Origin of the sequence: Oerskovia sp. USHLN155 (assembly GCF_037145535.1) — a bacterium.
GTDB classification, from domain to species: Bacteria; Actinomycetota; Actinomycetes; order Actinomycetales; family Cellulomonadaceae; genus Oerskovia; species Oerskovia rustica.
Genome location: NZ_JBBCXG010000006.1, coordinates 14,265 through 36,550, shown reverse-complemented (window position 1 = coordinate 36,550; position 22,286 = coordinate 14,265). Strand labels below are relative to the sequence as shown.

Below are 22,286 nucleotides of genomic sequence, written 5' to 3'. Positions count from 1 at the left end.
GCCGGGGTACATCTAGGGGATGCGCACGAACCCCCACGAACTCACCCACCTGGTGCTCGCCGCCCGCGGCGTCGGCGGGCACCGCCAGTACCGCATCCCCGCCCTGGCCGTCTCGACGCGCGGCACGGTCCTCGCGGCGTACGACGGACGCCCCAACCTCGACGACCTGCCGAACACGATCGACCTCCTGGTCCGGCGCAGCCTCGACCACGGCCGCACGTGGGGCCCGCAGCAGGACGTGCGGGTCGGCACGGGGCTCCAGGGGTTCGGCGACCCGAGCCTGCTCGTCGACCGCGTCACCGGGCGCATCTTCTGCTTCCACGCCGCAGGGACCCACGCGGGGTTCTTCGAGGCGGTCGAGGGGCTCGAGCCCGAGGACGACGTCCAGCACGTCGACCTGTCGTTCTCCGACGACGACGGCCTCACCTGGACCCACCGGCGCGTGACGGCCTCGCTCAAGCCGCAGGGCGTCACGGGCCTCTTCGCCGCGGCGGGCGCCGGGATCCAGCTCGAGACCGGCCCGTACGCCGGGCGGCTGGTCCAGCAGATGGTCCTGCTCCTGGGCGGGGAGATCCGCGCGGCGTCGGCGTACTCCGACGACCACGGCGACACCTGGACGCTCGGCGAGCCCACGGGGCCCGGGGCGAACGAGAACAAGGTCGTCGAGCTGAGCGGCGGCCGCGTGCTCCTGAGCTCTCGCGCCAAGGGCTGCCGGGTGCAGGCCGTCTCGACCGACGGCGGCCACTCCTACGGGCCGCTGACACCCGTGCCGGACCTGCCCGACCCGAGCGACAACGGCAGCATCCTGCGGCTCGGGCCCGCGACCGACGCAGCCGCTCCCCTGCTCGTGACCAACAACCGCGACGCCGACCTGCGCCGCAACACCGTGCTCAGCGTCTCGCACGACGAGGGCACGGCGTGGCGGCCCGCGCTCACGGTCTGCGCGGGCTCGAGCGCCTACTCGACGGCGGCAGTGCTCGCCGACGGGTCGCTCGGCGTGCTCTACGAGCGTGACGGGTACAGCGAGATCGTGTTCGCCCGCGTCGAGGCCGACGCCCTCTCCTCCGCAGCTCTCGCCGAGGCCGCTCGGACCTACCAGGACGACGACGGCGGGGCCTTCACCATGGTGCTCCGCTCGATCACCCCGGGTCGTCCCGCCCGGTGGGTCACCGTGGGCGCGTCGCACGTCATCTCGTCCGAGGGCGGCGAGTGGGGCGTGCACACCTGGAAGGAGATCGGGCAGGGGTACGACGGCGACCAGGTCCTCGGCACGCGCGAGGCGCAGGACGTCAACTACGGTCCGGCCGCGCCCGGGCTGCGCGCGGGCGACATCCTCGCGTTCACCGGACGCTTCCGGCACCGTGGCACGGAGCCGGTCACGGCCGCGCTGAGCGGCAGCTTCGACGGCGACGTGGCGGCCGAGCTCCCTGCCCTGCGCCTCGCGCCCGGCGAGGACGCCCTGTACTTCACACCGACGTACACCGTGACGCCGGAGGACGTGGCCACCGGCTTCGCGGTCGTCACGTGCGCGGTCCAGGCCGGGCCGGAGCGGTTCGAGCGGGCGTTCCGCGCGGACACCGTGACCGGGGAGGTCGTGCCGGTCGCGCAGTGACCTGCGCCCCCGGGGCATGGGCGGGCCCCGGGGGCGCAGGTCAGGGCGTGGCGCCGACTGTGCCCGCGGACATGGTGTCCGACCCGGGACCGGGCGTGTCGATGACGGTCGTCGCGTCCTCACCGCCGACCGCGTCGTCGGGCGTGAGGTCGGTGCGGGTGTGTGCCCGTTCGCCCTGCGGTCCGAACAGGCTGAGCACCTCGGCGCCCTCTTGGCCCGTGCTGCCGAACCAGTGGGGCGTGCGGGTGTCGAACTCGGCGACCTCCCCGGCGTCGAGCACGATGTCCCGGTCCCCCACGACGAGCCGCAGCCGGCCCGTGAGCACGTACAGCCACTCGTAGCCCTCGTGCGTCGTGAGCACGGGCTCGGCGGCCTTGCGCGGGACGAGGATCTTCCAGGCGTGCTGGCTCGCGGGCTGCCGGGTCAGGGGCACGACGACCCGGCCGTTGACCCTCCGCGGTGTGAGCCGGATACGGGGGTCGCCCGTCTCCGGGGCGCGCACGAGCTCGTCGAGCGGCACCCGGTAGGCATGGGCAAGGAGAAGGAGGAGCTCGAGGCTGGGCTTGCGGCTCCCGGTCTCGAGACGCGACAGCGTGCTCTTGGATATCCCGGTCGTGCCCGCGAGCGCCGCGAGGGTGATCCCGCGTCGCCGTCGGAGGGCGCCGAGCCGTGGCCCGACCTGGTCGAGTGCGCGTCCGATCGCCGCCGTGGGGTCGTCCATCGCACCATCTCACCATCCCGTCCCAGTTCTGGCAACGAGCGTTGCCAGGAACGGGTCAATGCGGGCAGCCTCGTCAGCATGAACCTCTCCCCGCACGCACCACGCTCACGGACGAGGCTCGTGGCAGCGCTCGCGCTCGCCACGCTCCTGGCCTCGCTCGGCACGAGCATCGCGAACGTCGCACTGCCCACGCTCGCGCACGAGCTTGGGGCGCCCTTCGGCCAGGTGCAGTGGGTCGTCCTGTCGTACCTGCTGGCCATGACCGTGACCGCAGTCGCCGTGGGGAGGCTCGGTGACGCCCTCGGACGACAGCGGGTGCTCCTTGCCGGCCTCGGCGTGTTCACGGTCGCGACGCTCGCCTGCGCCTTGGCGCCCAGCCTGGCGGTGCTCGTCGCGGCCCGCTCCCTGCAAGGTGTCGGCGCCGCCGTCATGATCGCGCTCCCCCTCGCGCTCGTGCGCGACGTCGTGCCCGAGGCGCACACCGGAGCTGCCATGGGGCTGCTGGGAACCACCTCTGCGGCAGGGACCGCGCTGGGTCCCGCCGGGGGCGGGCTGCTGATCGCGACGTCCGGCTGGCAGGCGGGCTTCGTGGCCATGCTGCCGCTCGCGAGCGTCGCCCTCGTGCTGACCTGGCGCGGCCTCGGCGACGCACCTGCCCCGGTCCGGTCTGGCGCGCGGTTCGACGTCGCGGGCGCCGTGGTGCTCACGGGCGCCCTGGTGGTGGGCGCCCTCGCGATGACTCCCGGCGCCGTCCCGCAGGTCGGCGCCGGGCCCCTGCTCGCGGGCGCGGCGGTCCTCGTCGTGCTGCTCGTCGTGGTCGAGCGCAGGTCTGCTGCACCGCTCGTGCCGTGGGAGCTCCTGCGCGCCCGCGCCCTGAGCGGTGGCCTGCTCATGAACCTGCTCGTCGCGACCGTGATGATGAGCACCCTGGTCGTGGGTCCCTTCTACCTCGCGGGTGGGCTGGGACTGGACGAGGCGGCGATCGGCCTCACGCTCGCCGTCGGGCCGGTCGTCTCGGCCCTGACCGGGGTCGTCGCCGGGAAGGTCGTGGACCGCGCGGGCGCGGGCGCGATGACGACCGCCGCTCTCCTGACCATGACGGCCGGGGCCGTCCTGCTCGTGGCGCTCCCTCACGCCTGGGGCCTGCCCGGCTACGTGCTCGCGCTCGTGGTCCTGACCCCGGGCTACCAGCTCTTCCTGGCCGCGAACAACACGGCCGTCATGACGACGGCTGACGGGCGCCGCCGTGGGACCGTCTCGGGCGTCCTGAGCCTCTCGCGCAACCTCGGCCTCATCGCGGGCGCCTCGGTCATGGGTGCCGTGTTCGCGACCGCGACCGGTTCGGTCTCCGTCCACGACGCCACGGCGGCCTCGAGCGCGGCAGGGATGCGGGCGACCTTCCTCGTCGCGACCGCCCTCCTGGCCCTCGCAGCCGTGGTCTCGCTCGCGGTGCGCAGGCGTGCCGACCGACCCGTGAGCCCTGCCGGGGTGTCGTGAGACCCGTCTCGCACGTGGCGGCCGCGGACGTCGGCCCGTGCGACCTCCCCGAGGCGACGTGCCGCCGTCGGGCCGGGGGTGGGATCCGCTACGCCATCGCCTGGCGGCGGACGATCTCCGCGATCCACGTCGGCGCGAACGGCGACGTGCAGCCCGGGGGCGTCGGGTAGTCCTTGAGGACCTCGAGCCGCTCGCCGATCTCGACCGCACGGGCGCGGAGCGCGGGGTGGTGGATGCCGATGTTCGCGAGGCACTCGTTCATGGCCCACTGGAGGCGCTCGGGAGCGTCCTTCATGTCGGCCTCGACGCGGTCGAGGAGCCCGGGCAGGTCGAGGCCCTCGGGGGACTTCGCGACCCGGTCGGTCGTCAGGGCCCAGCCGGCGCTCGCGACGACCGGGTCGGGGTCCGCGAACCATGCGGTGCGCAGCTCCTCGACGTGCGGGCTCTTCTTGACGACGTAGCTGACGAGCCACCCGTGCACCTTGGGGACGCGCGCGTCACGCAGCATGGCGTCGAGCTCGTCGGCCGACCAGGCCTTGGGGCGGCAGATCAGGATCGCGACGAGGCGCGCTGCGGTGTCGCCCGTCTCCCAGAGCTGCCCCGCGAGCTCGTGCTGGGTCCTGAGCGACTTCGCGACCGCGCGCAGCCTGGTGAGGTTGACGCCGTGGTCGTCCCCGTGGCGCTCGTTGACCGCACGGATCTTCGGGTCCTCCAGGGCGGCCAGCTCGGTCAGCACGTCGCTGACGGTCGCCTCGGTCACGGCAGTCGTCGCCACGTAGGCCTCCTCGGTCTGGTCGGTCTGGTCGTCGGGCGTCGCTCACACCCTACGTCGCCCGTCCCGTGCGCCGCGGCGATCCCCGCGGCCGTCCTCCTGGTGGAATCACGGGCCGGACGCTGCGAGAATCGGTGCGGGATTCCGGGAACGCACGGGCGCGCTTCCGCGTTGACCTGTCGGAATCCACCCGCGATCTGAGAGAGACATGGACGCAGACAGTACGAACCCCCTTGTGCCGGCCACCGATGCTGCGACGAGGGGGTGCAGGTTCTGATGTGGGTGTTGACACTGCTGCTCGGCGTCGTCGTGATCGTCGCGATCACGGCCGTGACCGGCTACTTCGTCGCCCAGGAGTTCGCGTACATGGCCGTGGACCGGTCGCGCCTGAGCGCGCGCGCCGGCACGGGGGACGCCGGTGCCAAGCGCGCCCTGGCCGTCACCAAGCGCACGTCCTTCATGCTCTCGGGCGCCCAGCTCGGCATCACCGTGACGGGGCTGCTGGTCGGCTACGTCGCCGAGCCGCTCGTCGGTGAGTCCCTGGGCACGGCCCTGGGCGGGGTCGGTGTGCCGACCGGCGTCGGCATCGCCGTGGGCACCGTCCTGGCGCTCGTGTTCTCGACGTTCGTCCAGATGATCTTCGGCGAGCTGTTCCCCAAGAACCTCGCGATCGCACGGCCCGAGCCGGTCGCCCTGTGGCTCGCCCGCTCGACGACCATCTACCTGGCCGTGTTCGGCTGGCTCATCAAGGTCTTCGACCAGGCCTCGAACCTCTTGCTCAAGGCGCTGCGGATCGAGCCCGTGCACGACGTCGAGCACTCGGCGACGGCCCGCGACCTCGAGCACATCGTCGCGGACTCGCGCCAGAGCGGCGACCTGCCGGGCGAGCTCTCGGTGCTCCTCGACCGCATCCTCGACTTCCCCGAGCGTGACGTCGAGCACGCGATGATCCCCCGCGCCCACGTGGACGTCGTGCACGTCGACGACACCCTGGGAGAGGTGCGGGCGCGGATGGCGGCCGGCCACTCGCGCTACCCGGTGCTGGCCGACGACGACCAGGTCGTCGGCGTCGTCCACCTCGTCGACGTCCTGACGACGACGCACGGCGACGACGTCCGGACCCAGGACTTCATGCGCCCCGTCGTCGTGATCCCGACCGCGATGAGCCTGCCCGACGCCCTGCGCGAGCTCACCGAGACGCACAACCAGCTCGCGTGCGTGATCGACGAGTACGGCGGGTTCGCGGGCGTCCTGACGGCCGAGGACCTGGCCGAGGAGCTCGTCGGGGAGATCACCGACGAGCACGACCCCGCGACACCGACCATCGCCCCGCGCGACGACGACGGGATCTGGGTCATGCCCGGAGACACCCACATCGACGAGGTCGAGCGCGCGATCGGCCGCGACCTGCCGCGAGGTGACTACGAGACGATCGCCGGCCTCGTGATCGACCAGCACGGCTCGCTGCTCGAACCCGGTGAGGGCATCGTCGTCGAGCTTCCGCTCGACCCCGCCGACCTGGCCCTGGCGGCCGAGCCCGAGCCCGCCTGGATGCGCGTCGACGTGATCGAGGTCGAGCGCCACGTCCCGTCCCTGGTCCGCGTGACCTTCCCGACGGACGACCGGCCGGTCCCCGCACCCGACACCACGCCCGCTGCTGCGCCCGAGACCGAGGAGGGCGACCGATGAGCAACCCCTGGGTCGTCGTGACCATCACCGTCGTCATCATCGCGCTCAGCGCGTTCTTCGTCGCCGTCGAGTTCGCGCTGCTCGCGGCCAAGCGGCACCGTCTGGAGGACGCCGCCCCGAACAGCCGTTCGGCCCGCGCCGCGCTGCGCAGCTCGACCGAGCTGACCGTGCTGCTCGCCGGGTCCCAGCTCGGCATCACGGCCTGCACCCTGGCCCTCGGCGCGATCACCAAGCCCGCCGTCCACCACTGGCTCACGCCCGCGTTCGAGGCGTGGGGCGCCCCGCTGTGGGTCGCCGACGCCGCCGGGTTCGTCCTCGCCCTGATCATCGTGACGTTCCTGCACCTGGTCGTCGGCGAGATGGCGCCCAAGTCGTGGGCCATCGCCCACCCCGAGACGTCCGCCACGCTGCTCGCGATCCCCATGCGCGGCTTCATGTGGCTGACCCGCCCCCTGCTGACGGGGCTCAACGACATGGCCAACTGGTGCCTCGTCAAGGTCGGCGTCGAGCCGACCGGCCAGGTCGCCTCGGGCCAGAGCGCCGACGACCTGCGCCACCTCGTCGAGCACTCGGCCAACGTCGGCGCCCTGGACCCGGCGTACTTCGCCCAGCTCTCCGGCGCCCTAGACCTGCAGACCCTCACCGTGGGCGACCTGCTCACCGGTCGGGGCCGGCCCACCATGGTCCCGCTGAGCGCCACGGTGCACGACGTGCAGGAGGCGACACGCACGTCAGGCCACCTGCGGATCCTGCTCGGCGACGACACCGCCATCTCGGGCGTCGTGCACGTGCGCGACACGCTCGACGTGGACGTCGACCGGCCCGCGGCGGACCTCATGCGGCCGCCGTTCACGCTCGAGCCGTCCGTGCCCGTCTACGCGGCCCTCGCGCAGATGCGCGAGACCCGCAACCACCTCGCGGTCGTGACCGACGGCGCCACGGTCGCCGGGGTCATCGCGCTGTCGGACGTCATGGCGCGCCTCTTCCCCCGGGAGGTCGCCGCGGCGTGACCTGTGCGGGCCGGTGATGCGCAGGCCTACCGACGACGGCGCCCCACCTGGTCGAAGTACCGGGTGGGGCGCCGTCGTCGTGCTCGCGGCTGCCGGTGGGGCGTGGACCGTCCGTGGGGTGTGCGCGCCGCACGAATCAGTCCGCGTCGGGCGGCTCGGCCGACCCCTGCTCACGAGAAGCCTGGCCGAGCGACGCCTGCATCCTGCGCAGCCGCGCCCTCGTCCAGCGGAACACCAGGTAGTCGGCGACGTTCGCGACGACGACGATGGCCAGCACGAGCCCGACGACGGGCCACCAGTCCCGCGCAGCACCCTGCGGTCCGGCCCCCGCCCCCGTCCCGGCGGCCAGCCCCGCGAGGCCCAGCATGATCGCGGCCGTCGTCACGAGCGCGACGAGCCCGTTGAGGAGGAAGTAGGTGCGGGGGCGGGCGAGCCGGATCGGCAGCAGCGACGTGAGCCACTCGGTGACCAGCCCCACGAGCAGCCCGATGCCACCGCTCGCCAGAACCGTCAGCGCCCACAGCCCCGGGTCGCCCGCGCCAGGGTTCGCCAGGATCACGACGACGCCGATCCCCAGGCCGAGGAAGAACGAGCTCACGACGTTCCGGAAGTTCATACGTTCCTCCTCACATCTTCAGCGCGCTGCGCAGGCGCTTGGCGTAGGTCTTGGACACCTCGAGCTCGGCGCCACCGGTGAGGCGGAGCACGTAGCGCGAGTTGAACCAGGGCACGATCTCGGTCACGTGCAGGAGGTTCGCGAGCTGCGACTCGTTCACGCGGAGGAACCCCAGCCCGGCCCAGGCCGACTCGTAGTGCGCCAACGTCTCGCGCACGCGGTAGCGCCCGGTGGCGGTGCACGCGACGATCCCGTCGGCAGCGGCCTCGAAGTAGCGCACCTCACGCGGTGCGATGACCGTGAACGAGCTGCCGCTCTGGGCCCGTGAGCATCCGGGGCGGACCCGTGGTCCCCTCGTGCAGCCCTGTCGCGAGCATCCGCACGACCTCGACGTGGTCGAGCGGGTCGAACACGACGGCGGGACTGCCCGCGGGGACGTCGAAGCCGCGCTCGACGAGGGCCCACCCGTCGTCGTCGACGGCGATCCCGACGGCGGCGAGCTCCCGACGGAGCCGCTCCGCCACCGCTGGCGAGCAGACCAGCTGCACCATGGATCGTCCTTGCCCCGTCGTGGTCCGGCTAGTCCCGCAGGCGGTCGACCAGCAACCGGACCTGCACCAGCTCCTCGATCGCCTTCTGGCGGTGGTCGAGCGAGCCGAAGTTCGCGATGTAGTACGTGTCGCCGCTCGGATCGTACAGCGCGTACGTCCCGGTGGCGCCGACCGCGCCGTGCACGTCGGACATCGCGAACAGGAGCGGTGAGAGCTCCGAGAAACGGAACTGCATGATGCCCATGCCGTAGCCGATGCCCTTGTCCACGTCGTGCTCGAACCTCGTGAGGGTGGCGAGCGTCTCGTCCGAGACGAGGTCGCCGCCCATGAGCGCCCGCAGGAAGAGCAGCAGGTCGTCCATCGTGGTCACCACTCCCCCGCCCGCCCAGTCGACCGAGAGCGCGTTCCGCCGACTGATGTCGACGCCGTCGGCCGTCAGGGACAGGATGTCCGTGCCCTCGCCGAACTCGGTCAGGAGGCGGCTGCCGGCCATGCCGAGGGGCGTGAACAGGCGGTCGTCGAGGACCTGCGCGTAGGGCGCGCCCTCGATGCGCTCGAGCGCGAGCCCCAGGAGCAGGTAGCCGGTGTCGGAGTAGGCGAACGTCTCCCCCGGGACACCGACCGGCTCCTGGTGGTCCCGCGAGAACGCGACCAGCTCCTGGGCCGTGAAGAGGTGGTCCGGGTCGGCCGCGACCTGCTCCAGGACCGGTACGCCCGAGGTCACCGGCCCTTCGAAGTAGTCGGCCACGCCCGACGTGTGCGCCAGGAGCTGCCCGACCGTCACCTCGGCCGCGTGGTCCGTGCCGTCGACCACGAACAGGTCGGCGAGGGTCTCGGCGTCCAGCCAGGCCGCGACCGGGTCGTCGAACGTGAGCGTGCCCTCGTCGACGAGCTGCCCGTAGACGGCCGCGAGCATCGTCTTGCCCACGCTCGCCGAGTGGTACGGGCTGTCGGTCCGCGCGGGGACGTCGCTGCCCGCCCGCTCGGTGCCGACCGCGTACTGCAGGAGCCGGTCCTCCGGACCCGAGTACACCGTGAGCAACGCGTTGGAGAGCGTCGGGTCGCCCGCGACGGCGTCGCGCAGCCGCTCCTCGACGGCCTGGTCGACCTGCGCCCGCGAGAGGGGACGGTTCGCGTACGCCAGCGCTCCGGCTCCCGCCAGGAGCAGCGCCATGGCGCCTCCCGTGATCCCCCAGGCGATCTTCCCGCGCCGTCTCATGTCGTCTCCTCGTGTGCTGGTCGAGCGATCTCGGTCGAGCGCTCGGTGACACGGCGAACGTACGGAGGGGGCGGGGCCGCGGGGAACGGGTTCGGGCCGAGAGGGCGCGGGGGAGGGCTGAGCGGTCGTCAGGGAGAGGTCACCGTCGACGCCGACACCGGGCCGTCGGTGACGGGGACCGCGCGAGCATCAGTTCGATGGTTGACAGTTAGGGCTCAAATCATTAGCCTTCTAACCATGAGCGAACAGGGCATCAGACTTTCCAGCAGCCTCGAGCTGGTCCGTTGGATCGGATGGGCCCAGCGCAAGGTCGGCGAGGACTGGATCCGCGAGCGCGACCTGAGCCACGAGCAGGCCTTCGTGCTCGGTTACCTGGTGCAGAATCCGGGTGCGATCCAGCGCGACATCGCAGCGGTCAGCCGCACGAGCGCGGCGAGCGTCTCGAGCCTCTTGCAGGGGCTCGAGCGCCGCGGACTCATCGAGCGCCGCACGCAGAGCGGTGACGAACGCCGCAAGCGCGTCTTCGCCACACCGGCGGGGACCGAGCTCATCGCCGGCTTCGACGTCGCGATGGCCCAGGCCGACGAGACGATCCTTGCCCCGTTGACCCCCGAGGAACGGGCCACCCTGCTCTCCCTGCTCACGAAGATCACCGCGGAGCTGCCGCAGCCCACCCGCTCGTAACCGCGAGGGCGTTTCGCCCCTCACCGACCACCCCTTCCACCTCGCCGCGTCGGCGCCCGCCGACGCGCGCTCGACCCTGCCCGAAAGGAGCCGTCATGAGCTCCAGCACCCTCGAACCCACGGTGACGACGGACGACGTCGGCACCAATCACTGGTACCTCGCGTCCGCGCCCGTCGTCCGCGCCCTGGTGCACCTGTGCGTGCCCATGGCGGCCGCGATGATCGTCGGCGCGGTCTACAACGTCATCAACGCCGGCTTCGTCGGCTCGCTCCACGACAGTGCGCTCCTCGCCGCGATCACGCTCGGCACACCGTTGCTCGGTCTCGTCATGGCGATCGGCGGCGTGTTCGGCGTCGGCGGCGGCGCGCTCGTCTCCCGGATGCTCGGCGCGGTGGACCGCGACCCGGCGCAGGCCGGCAGGATCAAGCACGTCTCGTCGTTCGCCCTCTGGGGGTCGGTGATCGCCGGGGCTGTCTTCGGCGGCCTCGGTCTGCTCCTGCTGCACCCCCTCGTATCGCTGCTGGGCGCGGACGCCGCTGCCGCGCCCGCGACGAACGCCTACGTGAGCGTCATGCTCGCCTTCGTGCCGGTGCTGACCGCAGCGTTCTGCCTCGAACAGCTCGTGCGCGCCGAGGGTGCCGCCCGCCAGGTCATGGTCGGCCTCATCGGTTCCACGATCGCCAACGTCGTTCTCGACGTCCTGCTCATCCTCGTGCTGCACCAGGGCGTCGCCGGCGCGGCCCTCGCGATGGGCCTGTCGAACCTCGGCCTCGTCGCCTACTTCGCCCTCTGGCTGCACCGCAACAGCGAGCACGCGAGCCTCGCTCCGCGCTGGTTCACGCTCTCCCCCTCCGTGCTCAAGCCCGTCTTCGGCGTCGGTGTGAGCGAGCTGCTCCAGGCGTCCTTCCTGATCGTGACGTCCCTGGTGCTCAACAACCTCGCCGTCGCCTACGGCGACAGCGCGCTCGGCGCCATGGGCGTCGCGGTCCGCATCGCCCAGGTGCCCGAGTTCCTCGTCATGGGCGTCACGCTCGGTGTCCTCCCGCTGCTCGCCTACGCGTACGGCAAGGGCGACCGGAACCGTCTCCGCTCGGCCGTGCGCGTCTCCGCGCTTGCGGTGGGCGGCATCTCCCTGGTCTCGGCGGCGACCGTGCTCGCCTTCCGCGAGCCCCTGTTCTCCGCCTTCTCGACCGACCCCTCGATGCTCACGGTCGGCGTCACGATCCTCACGGCGCAGCTCGTCGCGATGGTCATGAACGGGTTCACCGGACTCCTCACCTCGCTCTTCCAGGCCACGGGGCGCGCTACCCCGGCGATCGTGATCTCGTTGGCGCAGGGCGTCCTCTTCATCCCGATCGTGATCCTCGGGAACCTCTGGTTCGGGCTCTCGGGCATCGTCTGGTCGCTGACGGTCTCCGAGTCGGCCGTGCTCCTCGTCGCCGTCGTGATGTGGCTCGTGTCACGCCGGGCGATCGATCGTGGGCTCGCCACCGGCAGCGCAGAGCGCGCCGAGCAGTCGCTCGCACCCGCCGCGACCTGACCCGGCCACGGGTGCTCGGGAGGCAACCGTCGTCGGCCAGGCCGGGCGGAACTCTCCGTACGTTCCTCGCACGCTGCACAACGCAGAAGGCCCTCGGCCAGCGTTTCCGCTGATCGAGGGCCTTCTGTTTCGGTGGGCGATACTGGGTTCGAACCAGTGACCTCTTCGGTGTGAACGAAGCGCGCTACCACTGCGCCAATCGCCCGCTGCGACTGAACCTCTCGGTCCGGCCGTGCGTCCTGGAAGATATTAGCCGTATTTCGACCCAGATCGCGAACTGGCCTCCGGGCCGGCCTCCCAGCCCGCCGCGACGGGACTCCCCCAGCGTAGCGCCGCGGGGCCCGCAGCGGCCGGATCCCGGGCCTCGGCCGCCGCGCACCACACCGTCACGGGTCCATGTGCTCCCTGCGCCGCCGGTCGAACAGCTCGCGCGCCGCGAGCGACAGCTCCCCGGCACGCACGGCGACACCGTCGAGCGAGACCACCGGCTGGATGTTGCGCACGCTCCCCGCGAGGGCGAGGCCCATGCCGGAGGAGGCTCCGCCGTCGGGGCCAGGCACGAGCCGGTCGAGGACCGAGAACGGGAGCGTCGCCTCGCGGACCGGCAGCCCGTCCTCCGCAGCCCACTCCAGGAGGAGCTCGCGCGTGATGCCCGCGAGGCAGCCCGACGACAGCGGGGGCGTCACGAGCTCGCCGCCGACCTCGACGAGGACGTTGGCGCCCGTGCCCTCGCACAGGTCGCCGACGGTGTTGGCGAGGATCGCCTCGTCCCCCCCGCGCGCGACGGCGTCGGCGAGCGCGACGACGTTCTCGGCGTACGAGGTCGTCTTGAGGCCGGCCACGGCCGAGCGCTCGTTGCGCACCCAGGGCGAGCGCACGGCCCGCGACGTCGGACCGGGCGAGGCCGGGCCCGCGGCGATCACGATCGTCTCCTCGCCGTCGTCGCGCCCCGACCCCATGGGCCCGAACCCGCCCGTGACCGTGATGCGCAGGCGCCCCGCGCTCTCCCCGGCCGCAGCGAGGACCTGCGCGACGCCGTCGCGGATGCGCGCCTCGTCGGGCGCCGGCAGGCCCATGCCTGCCGCGGACCGCCCCAGGCGCCGCAGGTGACGCGTCAGGGCGAACGCCTGACCGCCGTACACGGCGCACGTCTCGAAGATCCCGTCCCCCACGGTCACGCCGTGGTCCAGCGCGCTCAGGGCGCGCTCCCGCGGCTCGACGAAGGACCCATCCACCCACACGACGATCGACATGACCTCAGTCTGCCGCAGGCGCGCCCGACGCGAGCGCGACGAGCCGCGCAGCCTTGAGCTCGGTCTCGGCCCACTCCTCGGCCGGGTCGCTCCCCCACGTGATGCCCGCGCCGGTCCCGAAGCGCAGCTCGTCGTCGGTCCACCAGAAGGTCCGGATCCCGACGGCGAGCTCCGCCTCTCCCGTGTCGGCGTCGATCCAGCCGACCGCTCCGCAGTACGGGCCGCGGGGTCCGCGTTCGAGCTCGCGGATGATCCGCAGCGCCGACGACTTGGGGGCCCCCGACACCGACGCGGGCGGGAACGTCGCGTCGAGCACCTGCCCCCACAGGCCGCCCGGGGCGTCCTCCTCGACCGTGACGCGCCCCTGCACGCGTGAGACCAGGTGCACGAGGCCCGGGTGCGCCTCGACGGCCAGGAGGTCGGTGACCTCGACCGACCCCGGCTCGCTCACCCGCTGCAGGTCGTTGCGCACGAGGTCGGTGATCATGACGTTCTCGGTGCGGTCCTTCTCCCGCAGGCCGTCGACCGTGGGCGCGGTGCCCTTGATGGGCCCCGACGACAGCACGCCGTCCTCGAGCCGCAGGAACAGCTCGGGGGAAGCCGTCACGACCCACACGGGGTCGACGCCGCTCACCGCGGGGACGTGGATCGCGCCCGCGTAGGGGGCAGGGTTGCCGGCCGCGAGGGTGCGCGCAAGGGCCCGGGCGTCGGGCTCGCGGTCGCCTGCAGGCAGGGGCGCGGCCAGCACGCGGCAGATGTTCGCCTGGTAGACGTCGCCCTCGTGCACGGCGTGGCGGACGGCCGCCACGGCGGCCTGGTACTCGTCGCGGGACAGCGAGCTGCGCCAGGCGTCGGGCCCCGGCCCACGCCAGTCACCCTCCCCGCCCGACGGCGTCGCGTCTGCGGGCAGGTCGGCCTCGGTCCTCCCGTGGTGAGCGAAGCGCCACGCACGCGCCCGACCGCCGTGCGCCGGGTCCTCGAAGTCGGCCACGACGAACCAGAGCCCCTCGGCGAGACGCGCGGAGTCGACGGTGAGGTCGATGCACTCGACGACGCCCGCGCCGTGTCGGCCCGCGAACGACGCGAACCCGGCCCCGGCCACGGCAGGTGCGTCGACGGCGACGCCGGCCGTGCCGGCCGTGCCGGCCGTGCTGGCCGTGCTGGCCGTCTCGTGGTCTCCGTGCAGGTCAGAGGGTCGGCGTCCGCGCCGTCCGTCTGCCTCGCGCGGGGCGTCGAAGCGTGACCCGCGCCTCATTCGCCCCACCTGCCCCGCGTCGACGGATCGTCAGGAAGCCGCGGAACTTCGCGGGTCCTGGGGTTCTGGCATCGCTGAGCTGGCACGTGACAACGCTACCGATCCCCGAGGGGCGGCCCGTCCGGTTGGACGCCCGGCGCTTCGGTCCACTAAAGTCTGTGACGCGCCGAAAAACGCCGGAGAGATCCGGTCGAGGTCGGCAGCGCGGACGTGGCTCAGTGGTAGAGCATCACCTTGCCAAGGTGAGGGTCGCGGGTTCGAATCCCGTCGTCCGCTCGGATAGGTCTTCGGACCTGTCGGGTTCGACCTGGTGGAGTGGCCGAGAGGCGAGGCAGCGGCCTGCAAAGCCGTGCACGTGGGTTCGAATCCCATCTCCACCTCTCAGCACAGCAGTACCCCCTTGCGCTGTTCTCTCGCAGATCAGCCCTGGGCGATTGGCGCAGCGGTAGCGCGCTTCCCTGACACGGAAGAGGTCACTGGTTCGATCCCAGTATCGCCCACCACCACGAAAGGCCGTCCCCCACCGGGACGGCCTTTCGTCGTTCCCGGGCTTCTGACGTTCCGGACCTGCACGGCCAGACCCGTGCCGCCAGGCCTGTGACACCGGCCCCACGCCGCTGCTCCCGCCGACGTAAACCTGCCGGCGGCGGCCTCGCGCGGCGACTCCGCGTCGACCGAGCCCCCGGACGGCCCCTTTCACCCCCTCCACGGGCAGCGACTCGCGAGAACCAGGCCCTCCACCCCTCTCACCTGGGGCTATTTGGACTCTTGCCCCATCTGTCGGCTAGAGTCTGTGACGCGCCGAAAAACGCCGGAGAGATCCGGTCGAGGTCGGCAGCGCGGACGTGGCTCAGTGGTAGAGCATCACCTTGCCAAGGTGAGGGTCGCGGGTTCGAATCCCGTCGTCCGCTCGGATAGGTCTTCGGACCTGTCGGGTTCGACCTGGTGGAGTGGCCGAGAGGCGAGGCAGCGGCCTGCAAAGCCGTGCACGTGGGTTCGAATCCCATCTCCACCTCTCAGCACAGCAGTACCCCCTTGCGCTGTTCTCTCGCAGATCAGCCCTGGGCGATTGGCGCAGCGGTAGCGCGCTTCCCTGACACGGAAGAGGTCACTGGTTCGATCCCAGTATCGCCCACCACCACGAAAGGCCGTCCCCCACCGGGACGGCCTTTTCTCATGCTCGCGACCTCACGAGGCGTCGGCCACGACCGGCGTCCGGCACCGCTCCCTGCGCCCGACGAGCCCCTGCCCCGTCAGCATCTGAGACCCGGCCCTTCTCGCCGCGCACGGTGCGACCACCCGTGGGACGGTGTGACGCGGAGCACCCCTGTCGACGACGCCAGGGCACGACTCCAGCACCGAAGCACCGAGCGCGGGCCACCCACCGGGAAGGGCACGCTCGGTGATCCACGGCCGCACGTGGGGGCACTGCCTGGGGAATCACCCTCCTCAGGTCCGGCCGGCAGGGTGCCGCCGGACGAGTCGAGCTACCGAGGAGCAGAAACGTGACACCTGACCAGAACAAGCCCGTCCCGCCCGGATGGGTCGGCGGTTTCGCCGAGTCGAACCCGGCCTTCGCCTACCCGGATCCCGACCTCTCGTCGTTGCCGCTGCTGGAGAACATGGCGAACATCGACCTGCTCGATCGCCAGCAGGCGGTCCTGTGGCCGGAGTTCAGCTGGGAGACGGTCCCCGGGACGCCGGACTCGCGCGCCTACCAGATGTTCGCCCCGGACATCTCGCGCGTCGGGTACACGAACGCCGGTCGGGTGTACTCCGTCATCTGCCCACAGCAGGGCGCGTGCTCGCCGTCGTTCGGGACGCTCAACATCGAGGTCTCCGTGACGGGGCAGCGCGGGTGGGTCGACGAGCCGAGCCGGACGGTCGCAGCCGACCTGACGGTCGAGGGCAAGATCTGGTTCAGCCCGAGCGCTGTCCAGAGCCCTCTCGTCCAGCTCCTGTGGGACCTCTTCTCGACGACCGGTCGACCGTTCCCCGCCGACAAGAAGCAGGCGATCCGGGTGCCCATCCATCGGCACGGCGAGCCGTCCGAGCCGGTCCTGCCCGGGCGCTCGGGGCAGACGGACTGGTTCCCTGTCCCACCCTTCGCCGAGCACTACGACACGGCCTGGGCCGTCGCGAACCTGGCGGCGGAGATCGCGCCCGTCGCCCTGACGGGTGACGAGCTCGTCGACGACTTCAACGAGCTCGTGATGTCCGTGTTCAACCTGTCGTCGGGGAACCTCCTGGCACCGGGGAACCTGCTGACGTGGAACGTCTGGTTCACCGAGCCCGCGATCGTCGACCGCGTCGAGTGGCGTGAGCACGCCGAGAAGTGGCGGACGTCGATCGACGCCTGTCACGGACCGGAGGGCAGTCAGCCGCGGTACTTCGACGGCCGCCCGTTCAAGCCCGACCTCGCCGCGGTCGCCGCCGAGCAGACGGCGATCACCGCGTTCATCGAGAAGCACGCGCGGACGACGTAGCCCGTCGCTCCTGGGGCCGCCCCGGACGGGCGGCCCCAGGAAGCGGGGCTCGCCCGGGGTCGCCCCGCGCGGCCCGACGGCGGGACGCGCCCACCCCTTGAAGGTCCGGCAGGTGCCCCGTAGCGTCGGGAGCATGTGCAGAAACATCACCGCCCTGCGCGGGCTCGAGCCCCCGGCGACCGACGAGGAGATCCAGGCCGCGGCCCTGCAGTTCGTCCGCAAGGTCGCCGGCGTCCAGTCCGTCAGCGCCTCGACCCGGGGTCCGATCGACGCCGCGGTCGCCGAGATCGCCGAGACCGTCACGAGGCTCCTCGCGGACCTGCCGGACCGCAGGCAGCCACCGAGCACGGTCCCGCCGTTGCGCCGCGCCGAGGTGCGCGCCCGGATCGCGGCCCGCGAGGCCGCCGAGGCCGAGCACGAGCGTGCGCACGCCCTGGGCCTGGCCCACGAGCACTGATTCCACCGGCCCGGCCGGCAGCGTCTAGGCTCGACGGGTGGACTCCCGCGTCAACGAACCCGTCACCGCCGAGCCGGTCAGCGCCTCGATGCGCCGCGCCAAGGCCCAGGCGCACACGTCGCACGTGACCATCGGCCAGGTCTGCCGCACCGCCGAGGGGCACGTCACGATCGACTGCTCGTGCGGGATGCAGCTCACGAACGGCCCGGACTGGTCGCTCGACGAGCACATCCGGCTCCACCGGGCCGAGGCGCGCTACGTCGCGCTGAGCAAGGTCGCCCCTGCGGGCATGCCGCGGCTCGTCGCTGTCGACCGGGACCGACTGCCCACGATCGACTGACCGGGCCCTCCCCCGCCGACCAGCAGGTGCCGGGGGTGGCCCCGGAACCCGGTCGACAGGTCAGAGCTCGTCGGGGTCGTCCCAGGACCGTCCGCTCGACATGCCGTCGCTCGGCTGGCGCTCCGCCTCTGAGAGCGAGTGCGGGGCCTTCGAGGCGTCACCGCCCTCACGGACGTCGGCGTCCGCCTCGTCCTCGAGCCGGATGCGGGTACGCGGAGAGATGCGTGCGGACGAGACGTCGCTCTCGTTCAGGTCGACCGCGTCGGGCGTGCGGTGCTCGCTCGTGCTGCTCATACCTCCGGTCTAGCAGGTCCGGCGGCTCGTTGCACGATCCCGCGCCGACCTCCGGCTCTCCTCGGCCCGTCAGGGCCGGCGGGTGAGCCGTGCGTCCGGTCGGCCCAGCGTGGCCGTCCGCGCTTGGCACACTATTTCGGCAGGCGTGGCAGGCCGTGCGTCCCGCCATGACGCACGCCGATCGCGGGCGGCGAGCGCCGCCGTCGGGCCTGGAGAGCAGCCCGTTCCTCCCGGTTCGTCCGCCCGGCCGTGATCCCCCGCACACCCGTCGGGGCGTGCCGTGGGCGACAACACGCCCGCGGGATGAAAAGGTCGACCCATGCAGACCTGGCCAGGGCGACCGTATCCGTTGGGCGCGACGTTCGACGGGACGGGCACCAACTTCGCGCTGTTCTCCGAGGTCGCCGAGAAGGTCGAGCTGTGCCTGATCGGCGACGAGACCGACGCCGAGGGCCGTCCCCTGGAGACGCGGGTCGTGCTCGAGGACGTCGACGCGCACGTCTGGCACGTGTACCTGCCGGGGGTCGGCCCGGGAACGCGGTACGGCTACCGGGTGCACGGCCCCTACGACCCCGCGTCGGGTCACCGGTGCAACCCGTCGAAGCTGCTCGTCGACCCGTACGCCAAGGCGATCGACGGGCAGGTCGACGGCGACGAGTCGCTCTTCTCGTACCGCTTCGGCGAGGTGCCCGACGACGCCGCGCACCCCGACGGTCAGCCCGCCCCGGACGCGGCGGCGGACGAGCCGGGCGACGCCCAGGACGCGGACGCGCCACCCGCCCCGCCCACGCCGTCGGGCCCTCCTGCTCCGACCAACACCGAGGACTCGCTGGGTCACACCATGACGTCGGTCGTGGTCAACCCGTTCTTCGACTGGGGCCACGACCGCCCGCCCCAGCGCGACTACCACGACTCGGTGATCTACGAGGCGCACGTGCGCGGCATGACGATGCGCCACCCCGACGTGCCCGACGAGCTCCGCGGCACGTACGCGGGCATGGCGCACCCGGCCGTGATCGAGCACCTCACGGCGCTCGGGGTCACGGCGGTCGAGCTCATGCCCGTCCACCAGTTCGTCAACGACCCCGGGCTCGTCGCCAAGGGCCTGTCGAACTACTGGGGCTACAACACCATCGGCTTCTTCGCGCCCCACAACGGCTACACGGCGTACGGCACGCGCGGCCAGCAGGTCATGGAGTTCAAGGCCATGGTCAAGGCACTGCACGAGGCCGACATCGAGGTCATCCTCGACGTCGTCTACAACCACACGGCCGAGGGCAACCACCTGGGGCCCACGCTGTCGTTCCGCGGGATCGACAACGCCGCCTACTACCGGCTGGTCGACGGCGACGAGGCCCACTACTTCGACACGACCGGCACGGGCAACTCGCTGCTCATGCGCTCCCCCCACGTGCTGCAGCTCATCATGGACTCGCTGCGCTACTGGGTCACCGAGATGCACGTCGACGGTTTCCGCTTCGACCTCGCGGCGACCCTCGCCCGCCAGTTCCACGAGGTCGACCGGCTCTCGGCGTTCTTCGACATCGTCCAGCAGGACCCGGTCGTGTCCCAGGTCAAGCTCATCGCCGAGCCCTGGGACCTGGGCGACGGTGGCTACCAGGTGGGCGGCTTCCCGCCCCTGTGGACCGAGTGGAACGGCCGGTACCGCGACACCGTCCGTGACTTCTGGCGCGGTGAGCCCGCGATGCTGCCCGAGTTCGCGAGCCGCCTCACAGGCTCCTCGGACCTCTACGAGCACACGGGACGCAAGCCCATCGCGTCGATCAACTTCGTCACGGCCCACGACGGGTTCACCCTCACCGACCTGGTGTCCTACGACGAGAAGCACAACGAGGCCAACGGCGAGGGCGGGGCCGACGGCGAGAACCACAACCGGTCGTGGAACTGCGGCGTCGAAGGGCCCACCGAGGACCCCGAGATCCGCGCGCTGCGGGCCCGGCAGCGCCGCAACTTCCTCGCGACGCTGCTCCTGTCCCAGGGCGTCCCGATGCTCTCGCACGGGGACGAGATCGGGCGCACGCAGCACGGCAACAACAACGGCTACTGCCAGGACAACGAGATCACCTGGGTGGACTGGGGCGGGCCGGACGGCCTCGACGACGAGCGCAGCGACCTGCTGGCGTTCGCCCGGCGCATGGTCGGGATCCGGCGGGCGCACCCCCTGCTGCACCGCCGCCGCTTCTTCCAGGGACCGGCCGGCACGCCCGAGGGCGAGATCCCGGACATCGACTGGTTCGACATCTCGGGCAGCCGCATGGACACGACCGACTGGAACCAGGGCTACGCCCGGTCCGTCATGGTCTTCCTGGGCGGTGACGACCTGCCCGAGCGCGACCGCCGCGGCGAGCCCATCGTCGACGACTCGTTCCTGCTGCTGCTCAACGCCTCGGACTCCCCGCTCGACTTCACGCTACCCGACGCCGCGTACGGCGAACGGTGGCGCACGCTCGTACGCACCGAGTCCCCCGGTGAGCCCGAGCCCTCCGTGCACGCCGCGCGCGAGCGGATCACGGTCGCCTCGTTCGCGACGGTCCTGCTGGTCCGGGAGGCCGGCGAGGTGCATGCCGTATGACGTCGCGCTACCGCAACATCACCAAACCGCCCGACCCTGCTCCCACGCTCACGGTCCCCGGCCCCCGCCCGGTCGTCTGGGCGCCGCAGGCCCGCACGCTCGAGGTGGTCCTCCCCCGCGAGGCCGGCGTCACCCCGGACGACCACGTCCCGACCGGGACGCGGACCGAGCGCCGGCCCCTGCGCCTCGTCGGGATGGACCTCCCGGGCTGGTGGAGCGCCGACGACGACCTGGCCCCCGGCACCGACTACGCCTTCTCGGTCGACGGCGGGCGCCCCCTGCCCGACCCCCGCAGCCCTCGCCAGCCGCACGGCCTCCTGGGTTGGAGCCGGTCGTTCGACCCGACGTTCACCTGGACCGACGCCGCGTGGACCGGCCCGGCCGCCCAGGGCGCGGTCCTCGAGATCGACGTCGCGACGTTCACCCCGGAGGGCACCCTGGACGCCGCCGCCGACCGGTTCGACGAGCTCGTCGACCTGGGGGTCGCGGTCGTCGAGCTCCACACGATCGGATCGGTCGCGGGAGTCGTGTGCCCGCACCTGTACACCGTGTGCGAGGAGTTCGGCGGGCCCCGGGCCCTGCAGCGCTTCGTCGACGCCGCGCACGCCCGCGGGCTCGGCGTCTCCCTGGGCGTGGCCTACCACCGTGCCGCACCGGGGGCGATCTTCCTCCAGTCGTTCGCACCCTACCTCTCGCCCCAGCGCACGCGGCTGCGACCGACGCTGAACGGCTACCTCGCGGGCCCACCGCTGTCCGACGAACCCGCACCGCCACCCGCCGACCTGCCGAGCGGCCGCAGGATCAACCTCGACCGTGCGGGCAGCCGCGAGGTCCACGACTGGATCACGTCGAGCGCCAGGCGGTGGTTCGACGACTTCCACGTCGACGCCCTGCGCATCGCCCGGGTCCAGGACCTGGCGGACGCCTCGCCGGTCCACGTGCTGGTCGAGGTCGCGCGCACGGCCGACGCCGCGACGACGACCCACCAGCGTCCGGTCCGCCTCGTGGGCGAGTGCGACACGCAGGACCCGCGCCTGCTCGTCCCCGCCGAGCAGGGCGGACGCGGCCTGAGCCAGGTGTGGGTCCACGAGGTCGAGGACGCGTTCCACGAGCTGTTGAGGAGCGCGCGCGCCACGGATCCTGCCTGGTTCGGCGCCTTGAGCCGGCTCCTGACGATCCCCGACGCCGACCGCATCATGATCGGCCTGGCCCCGCCGGCCTGCACGGCCGGGGAGGGTGTCGAGGTCACGACCGACGCCGCTGCCGAGGGCGGGGACGACGCCCGCGCACTCGCCGCGGCGCTCGTCCTCGCCTCGGCGTTCGTCCCGCGCCTCGTGCTCCCCGTCTCCGGCCGGCTCCACGCGTGGTGGAGCACGCTCCTCGCGCTGCGCCGCACGGTCCCCGACGACACGCCTCGCCTGGTGCACCGCGGGCCGAGCGGGGTCGTCCTGGTGCAGCGGGGCAAGCTGGTCACGGCGGTCAACATCGGGACGCAGCCGCGCACCACGCTCCTGCCCGCCTCACGCCGAGCGTGGCGCGTGACCGCGCAGTGGCCACCTGCCGAGGAGAGCACGCCGGGCGGCCTCCCGGGCGGCCCGGACCGTGCGTCGAGCGCTCCCGCGGCGACGCCGAGCGGGTCCTCCGTGCACGTCGGAGCCCGTTCCGCTGTCGTCCTCACGTCTCGCTGACTAGTCTC

At 72.3% G+C, this 22,286-nt stretch carries 20 protein-coding genes and 7 tRNA genes; 17 read left to right on the top strand and 10 right to left on the bottom strand.

The features are described from left to right. The first annotated feature begins 19 nt into the window (after nt 1-19). Nucleotides 20-1,612 (top strand): sialidase family protein, encoded by a 1,593-nt coding sequence (locus WFH32_RS09760; protein WP_336707196.1) that lies wholly within the window; start codon nt 20-22, stop codon nt 1,610-1,612. A gap of 40 nt (nt 1,613-1,652) precedes the next feature. On the opposite strand, the gene WFH32_RS09755 is transcribed toward WFH32_RS09760, so the two are convergent. Further along, the gene (locus tag WFH32_RS09755; protein WP_191795311.1) at nt 1,653-2,333 is read right to left on the bottom strand and encodes a helix-turn-helix domain-containing protein; all 681 of its coding nucleotides are present in this window, start codon (nt 2,331-2,333) and stop codon (nt 1,653-1,655) included. A 78-nt stretch (nt 2,334-2,411) separates the two neighbouring features. On the opposite strand from WFH32_RS09755, the gene WFH32_RS09750 reads away from it, so the two are divergent. Beyond that, nucleotides 2,412-3,830: an MFS transporter gene (locus WFH32_RS09750; protein WP_336707195.1), complete on the top strand. Its 1,419-nt coding sequence runs from the start codon at nt 2,412-2,414 to the stop codon at nt 3,828-3,830. 88 nt (nt 3,831-3,918) lie between these two features. Here the strand turns inward: WFH32_RS09750 and WFH32_RS09745 are convergent, their stop codons facing one another. Beyond that, a complete protein-coding gene (locus WFH32_RS09745; RefSeq protein WP_336707193.1) occupies nt 3,919-4,605 on the bottom strand; it encodes a DNA alkylation repair protein in 687 nt (228 codons plus the stop codon). Between the two features lie 273 nt (nt 4,606-4,878). On the opposite strand from WFH32_RS09745, the gene WFH32_RS09740 reads away from it, so the two are divergent. Together WFH32_RS09740 and WFH32_RS09735 are read left to right on the top strand one after the other, a co-directional pair. Then, complete coding sequence (locus tag WFH32_RS09740) at nt 4,879-6,291, top strand: hemolysin family protein (protein ID WP_336707191.1); 1,413 nt, start codon at nt 4,879-4,881, stop codon at nt 6,289-6,291. Continuing rightward, a complete protein-coding gene (locus WFH32_RS09735; protein WP_191795308.1) occupies nt 6,288-7,301 on the top strand; it encodes a hemolysin family protein in 1,014 nt (337 codons plus the stop codon). The genes WFH32_RS09740 and WFH32_RS09735 overlap by 4 nt, the downstream gene beginning before the upstream one ends. Nucleotides 7,302-7,437: 136 nt before the next feature. Here WFH32_RS09735 and WFH32_RS09730 read toward each other — a convergent pair whose 3' ends face one another. Genes WFH32_RS09730 through WFH32_RS09715 form a run of 4 tightly spaced genes read right to left on the bottom strand, consistent with a single transcriptional unit; the run spans nt 7,438 to nt 9,687 of the window. Further along, entirely contained in the window at nt 7,438-7,917 is a 480-nt protein-coding gene (locus tag WFH32_RS09730) for a hypothetical protein (protein WP_191795307.1), read from the bottom strand. A 10-nt stretch (nt 7,918-7,927) separates the two neighbouring features. Beyond that, complete coding sequence (locus WFH32_RS09725; protein WP_336707189.1) at nt 7,928-8,197, bottom strand: LytTR family DNA-binding domain-containing protein; 270 nt, start codon at nt 8,195-8,197, stop codon at nt 7,928-7,930. Nucleotide 8,198: 1 nt separating this feature from the next. After that, complete coding sequence (locus WFH32_RS09720; protein WP_336707188.1) at nt 8,199-8,468, bottom strand: hypothetical protein; 270 nt, start codon at nt 8,466-8,468, stop codon at nt 8,199-8,201. 28 nt (nt 8,469-8,496) lie between these two features. After that, entirely contained in the window at nt 8,497-9,687 is a 1,191-nt protein-coding gene (locus tag WFH32_RS09715; RefSeq protein ID WP_336707185.1) for a serine hydrolase domain-containing protein, read from the bottom strand. A 237-nt stretch (nt 9,688-9,924) separates the two neighbouring features. Between WFH32_RS09715 and WFH32_RS09710 the strand changes: the two genes are divergently transcribed. Beyond that, nucleotides 9,925-10,371: a MarR family winged helix-turn-helix transcriptional regulator gene (locus WFH32_RS09710; protein ID WP_336707183.1), complete on the top strand. Its 447-nt coding sequence runs from the start codon at nt 9,925-9,927 to the stop codon at nt 10,369-10,371. Between the two features lie 95 nt (nt 10,372-10,466). Further along, nucleotides 10,467-11,912, top strand: a complete 1,446-nt coding sequence (locus WFH32_RS09705; RefSeq protein ID WP_336707181.1) for an MATE family efflux transporter — start codon at nt 10,467-10,469, stop codon at nt 11,910-11,912. Between the two features lie 133 nt (nt 11,913-12,045). On the opposite strand, the gene WFH32_RS09700 is transcribed toward WFH32_RS09705, so the two are convergent. The 3 genes from WFH32_RS09700 to WFH32_RS09690 form a co-directional block, all read right to left on the bottom strand. Then, nucleotides 12,046-12,117 (bottom strand) — tRNA-Val (locus WFH32_RS09700). A 181-nt stretch (nt 12,118-12,298) separates the two neighbouring features. Next, a complete protein-coding gene (locus WFH32_RS09695; protein WP_336707179.1) occupies nt 12,299-13,165 on the bottom strand; it encodes an aminotransferase class IV in 867 nt (288 codons plus the stop codon). 4 nt (nt 13,166-13,169) lie between these two features. Then, nucleotides 13,170-14,420, bottom strand: a complete 1,251-nt coding sequence (locus WFH32_RS09690; protein ID WP_336707178.1) for a chorismate-binding protein — start codon at nt 14,418-14,420, stop codon at nt 13,170-13,172. Between the two features lie 204 nt (nt 14,421-14,624). Between WFH32_RS09690 and WFH32_RS09685 the strand changes: the two genes are divergently transcribed. From WFH32_RS09685 to WFH32_RS09645, 9 genes are all read left to right on the top strand, one after another. After that, nucleotides 14,625-14,696 (top strand) — tRNA-Gly (locus WFH32_RS09685). Between the two features lie 33 nt (nt 14,697-14,729). Then, nucleotides 14,730-14,800: transfer RNA gene (locus WFH32_RS09680), tRNA-Cys, on the top strand. A gap of 48 nt (nt 14,801-14,848) precedes the next feature. Then, a tRNA-Val gene (locus WFH32_RS09675) sits at nt 14,849-14,923 on the top strand. Between the two features lie 336 nt (nt 14,924-15,259). Next, nucleotides 15,260-15,331, top strand: a tRNA-Gly gene (locus tag WFH32_RS09670). 33 nt (nt 15,332-15,364) lie between these two features. Beyond that, nucleotides 15,365-15,435 (top strand) — tRNA-Cys (locus WFH32_RS09665). A gap of 48 nt (nt 15,436-15,483) precedes the next feature. Next, nucleotides 15,484-15,558 (top strand) — tRNA-Val (locus WFH32_RS09660). A gap of 367 nt (nt 15,559-15,925) precedes the next feature. Beyond that, on the top strand, nt 15,926-16,906 hold the full coding sequence (locus WFH32_RS09655) for a hypothetical protein (RefSeq protein WP_336707176.1): 981 nt from the start codon (nt 15,926-15,928) through the stop codon (nt 16,904-16,906). A 133-nt stretch (nt 16,907-17,039) separates the two neighbouring features. Beyond that, a complete protein-coding gene (locus tag WFH32_RS09650) occupies nt 17,040-17,363 on the top strand; it encodes a DUF2277 domain-containing protein (RefSeq protein ID WP_191795298.1) in 324 nt (107 codons plus the stop codon). A 37-nt stretch (nt 17,364-17,400) separates the two neighbouring features. Next, nucleotides 17,401-17,703: a hypothetical protein gene (locus WFH32_RS09645; RefSeq protein WP_318243990.1), complete on the top strand. Its 303-nt coding sequence runs from the start codon at nt 17,401-17,403 to the stop codon at nt 17,701-17,703. Between the two features lie 60 nt (nt 17,704-17,763). On the opposite strand, the gene WFH32_RS09640 is transcribed toward WFH32_RS09645, so the two are convergent. After that, the gene (locus tag WFH32_RS09640) at nt 17,764-17,997 is read right to left on the bottom strand and encodes a hypothetical protein (RefSeq protein ID WP_191795295.1); all 234 of its coding nucleotides are present in this window, start codon (nt 17,995-17,997) and stop codon (nt 17,764-17,766) included. A gap of 319 nt (nt 17,998-18,316) precedes the next feature. On the opposite strand from WFH32_RS09640, the gene glgX reads away from it, so the two are divergent. Together glgX and WFH32_RS09630 are read left to right on the top strand one after the other, a co-directional pair. Next, a complete protein-coding gene (glgX, locus tag WFH32_RS09635; protein WP_336707173.1) occupies nt 18,317-20,590 on the top strand; it encodes a glycogen debranching protein GlgX in 2,274 nt (757 codons plus the stop codon). After that, nucleotides 20,587-22,278 (top strand): hypothetical protein, encoded by a 1,692-nt coding sequence (locus WFH32_RS09630; RefSeq protein WP_336707172.1) that lies wholly within the window; start codon nt 20,587-20,589, stop codon nt 22,276-22,278. The genes glgX and WFH32_RS09630 overlap by 4 nt, the downstream gene beginning before the upstream one ends. Nucleotides 22,279-22,286 lie beyond the last annotated feature (8 nt).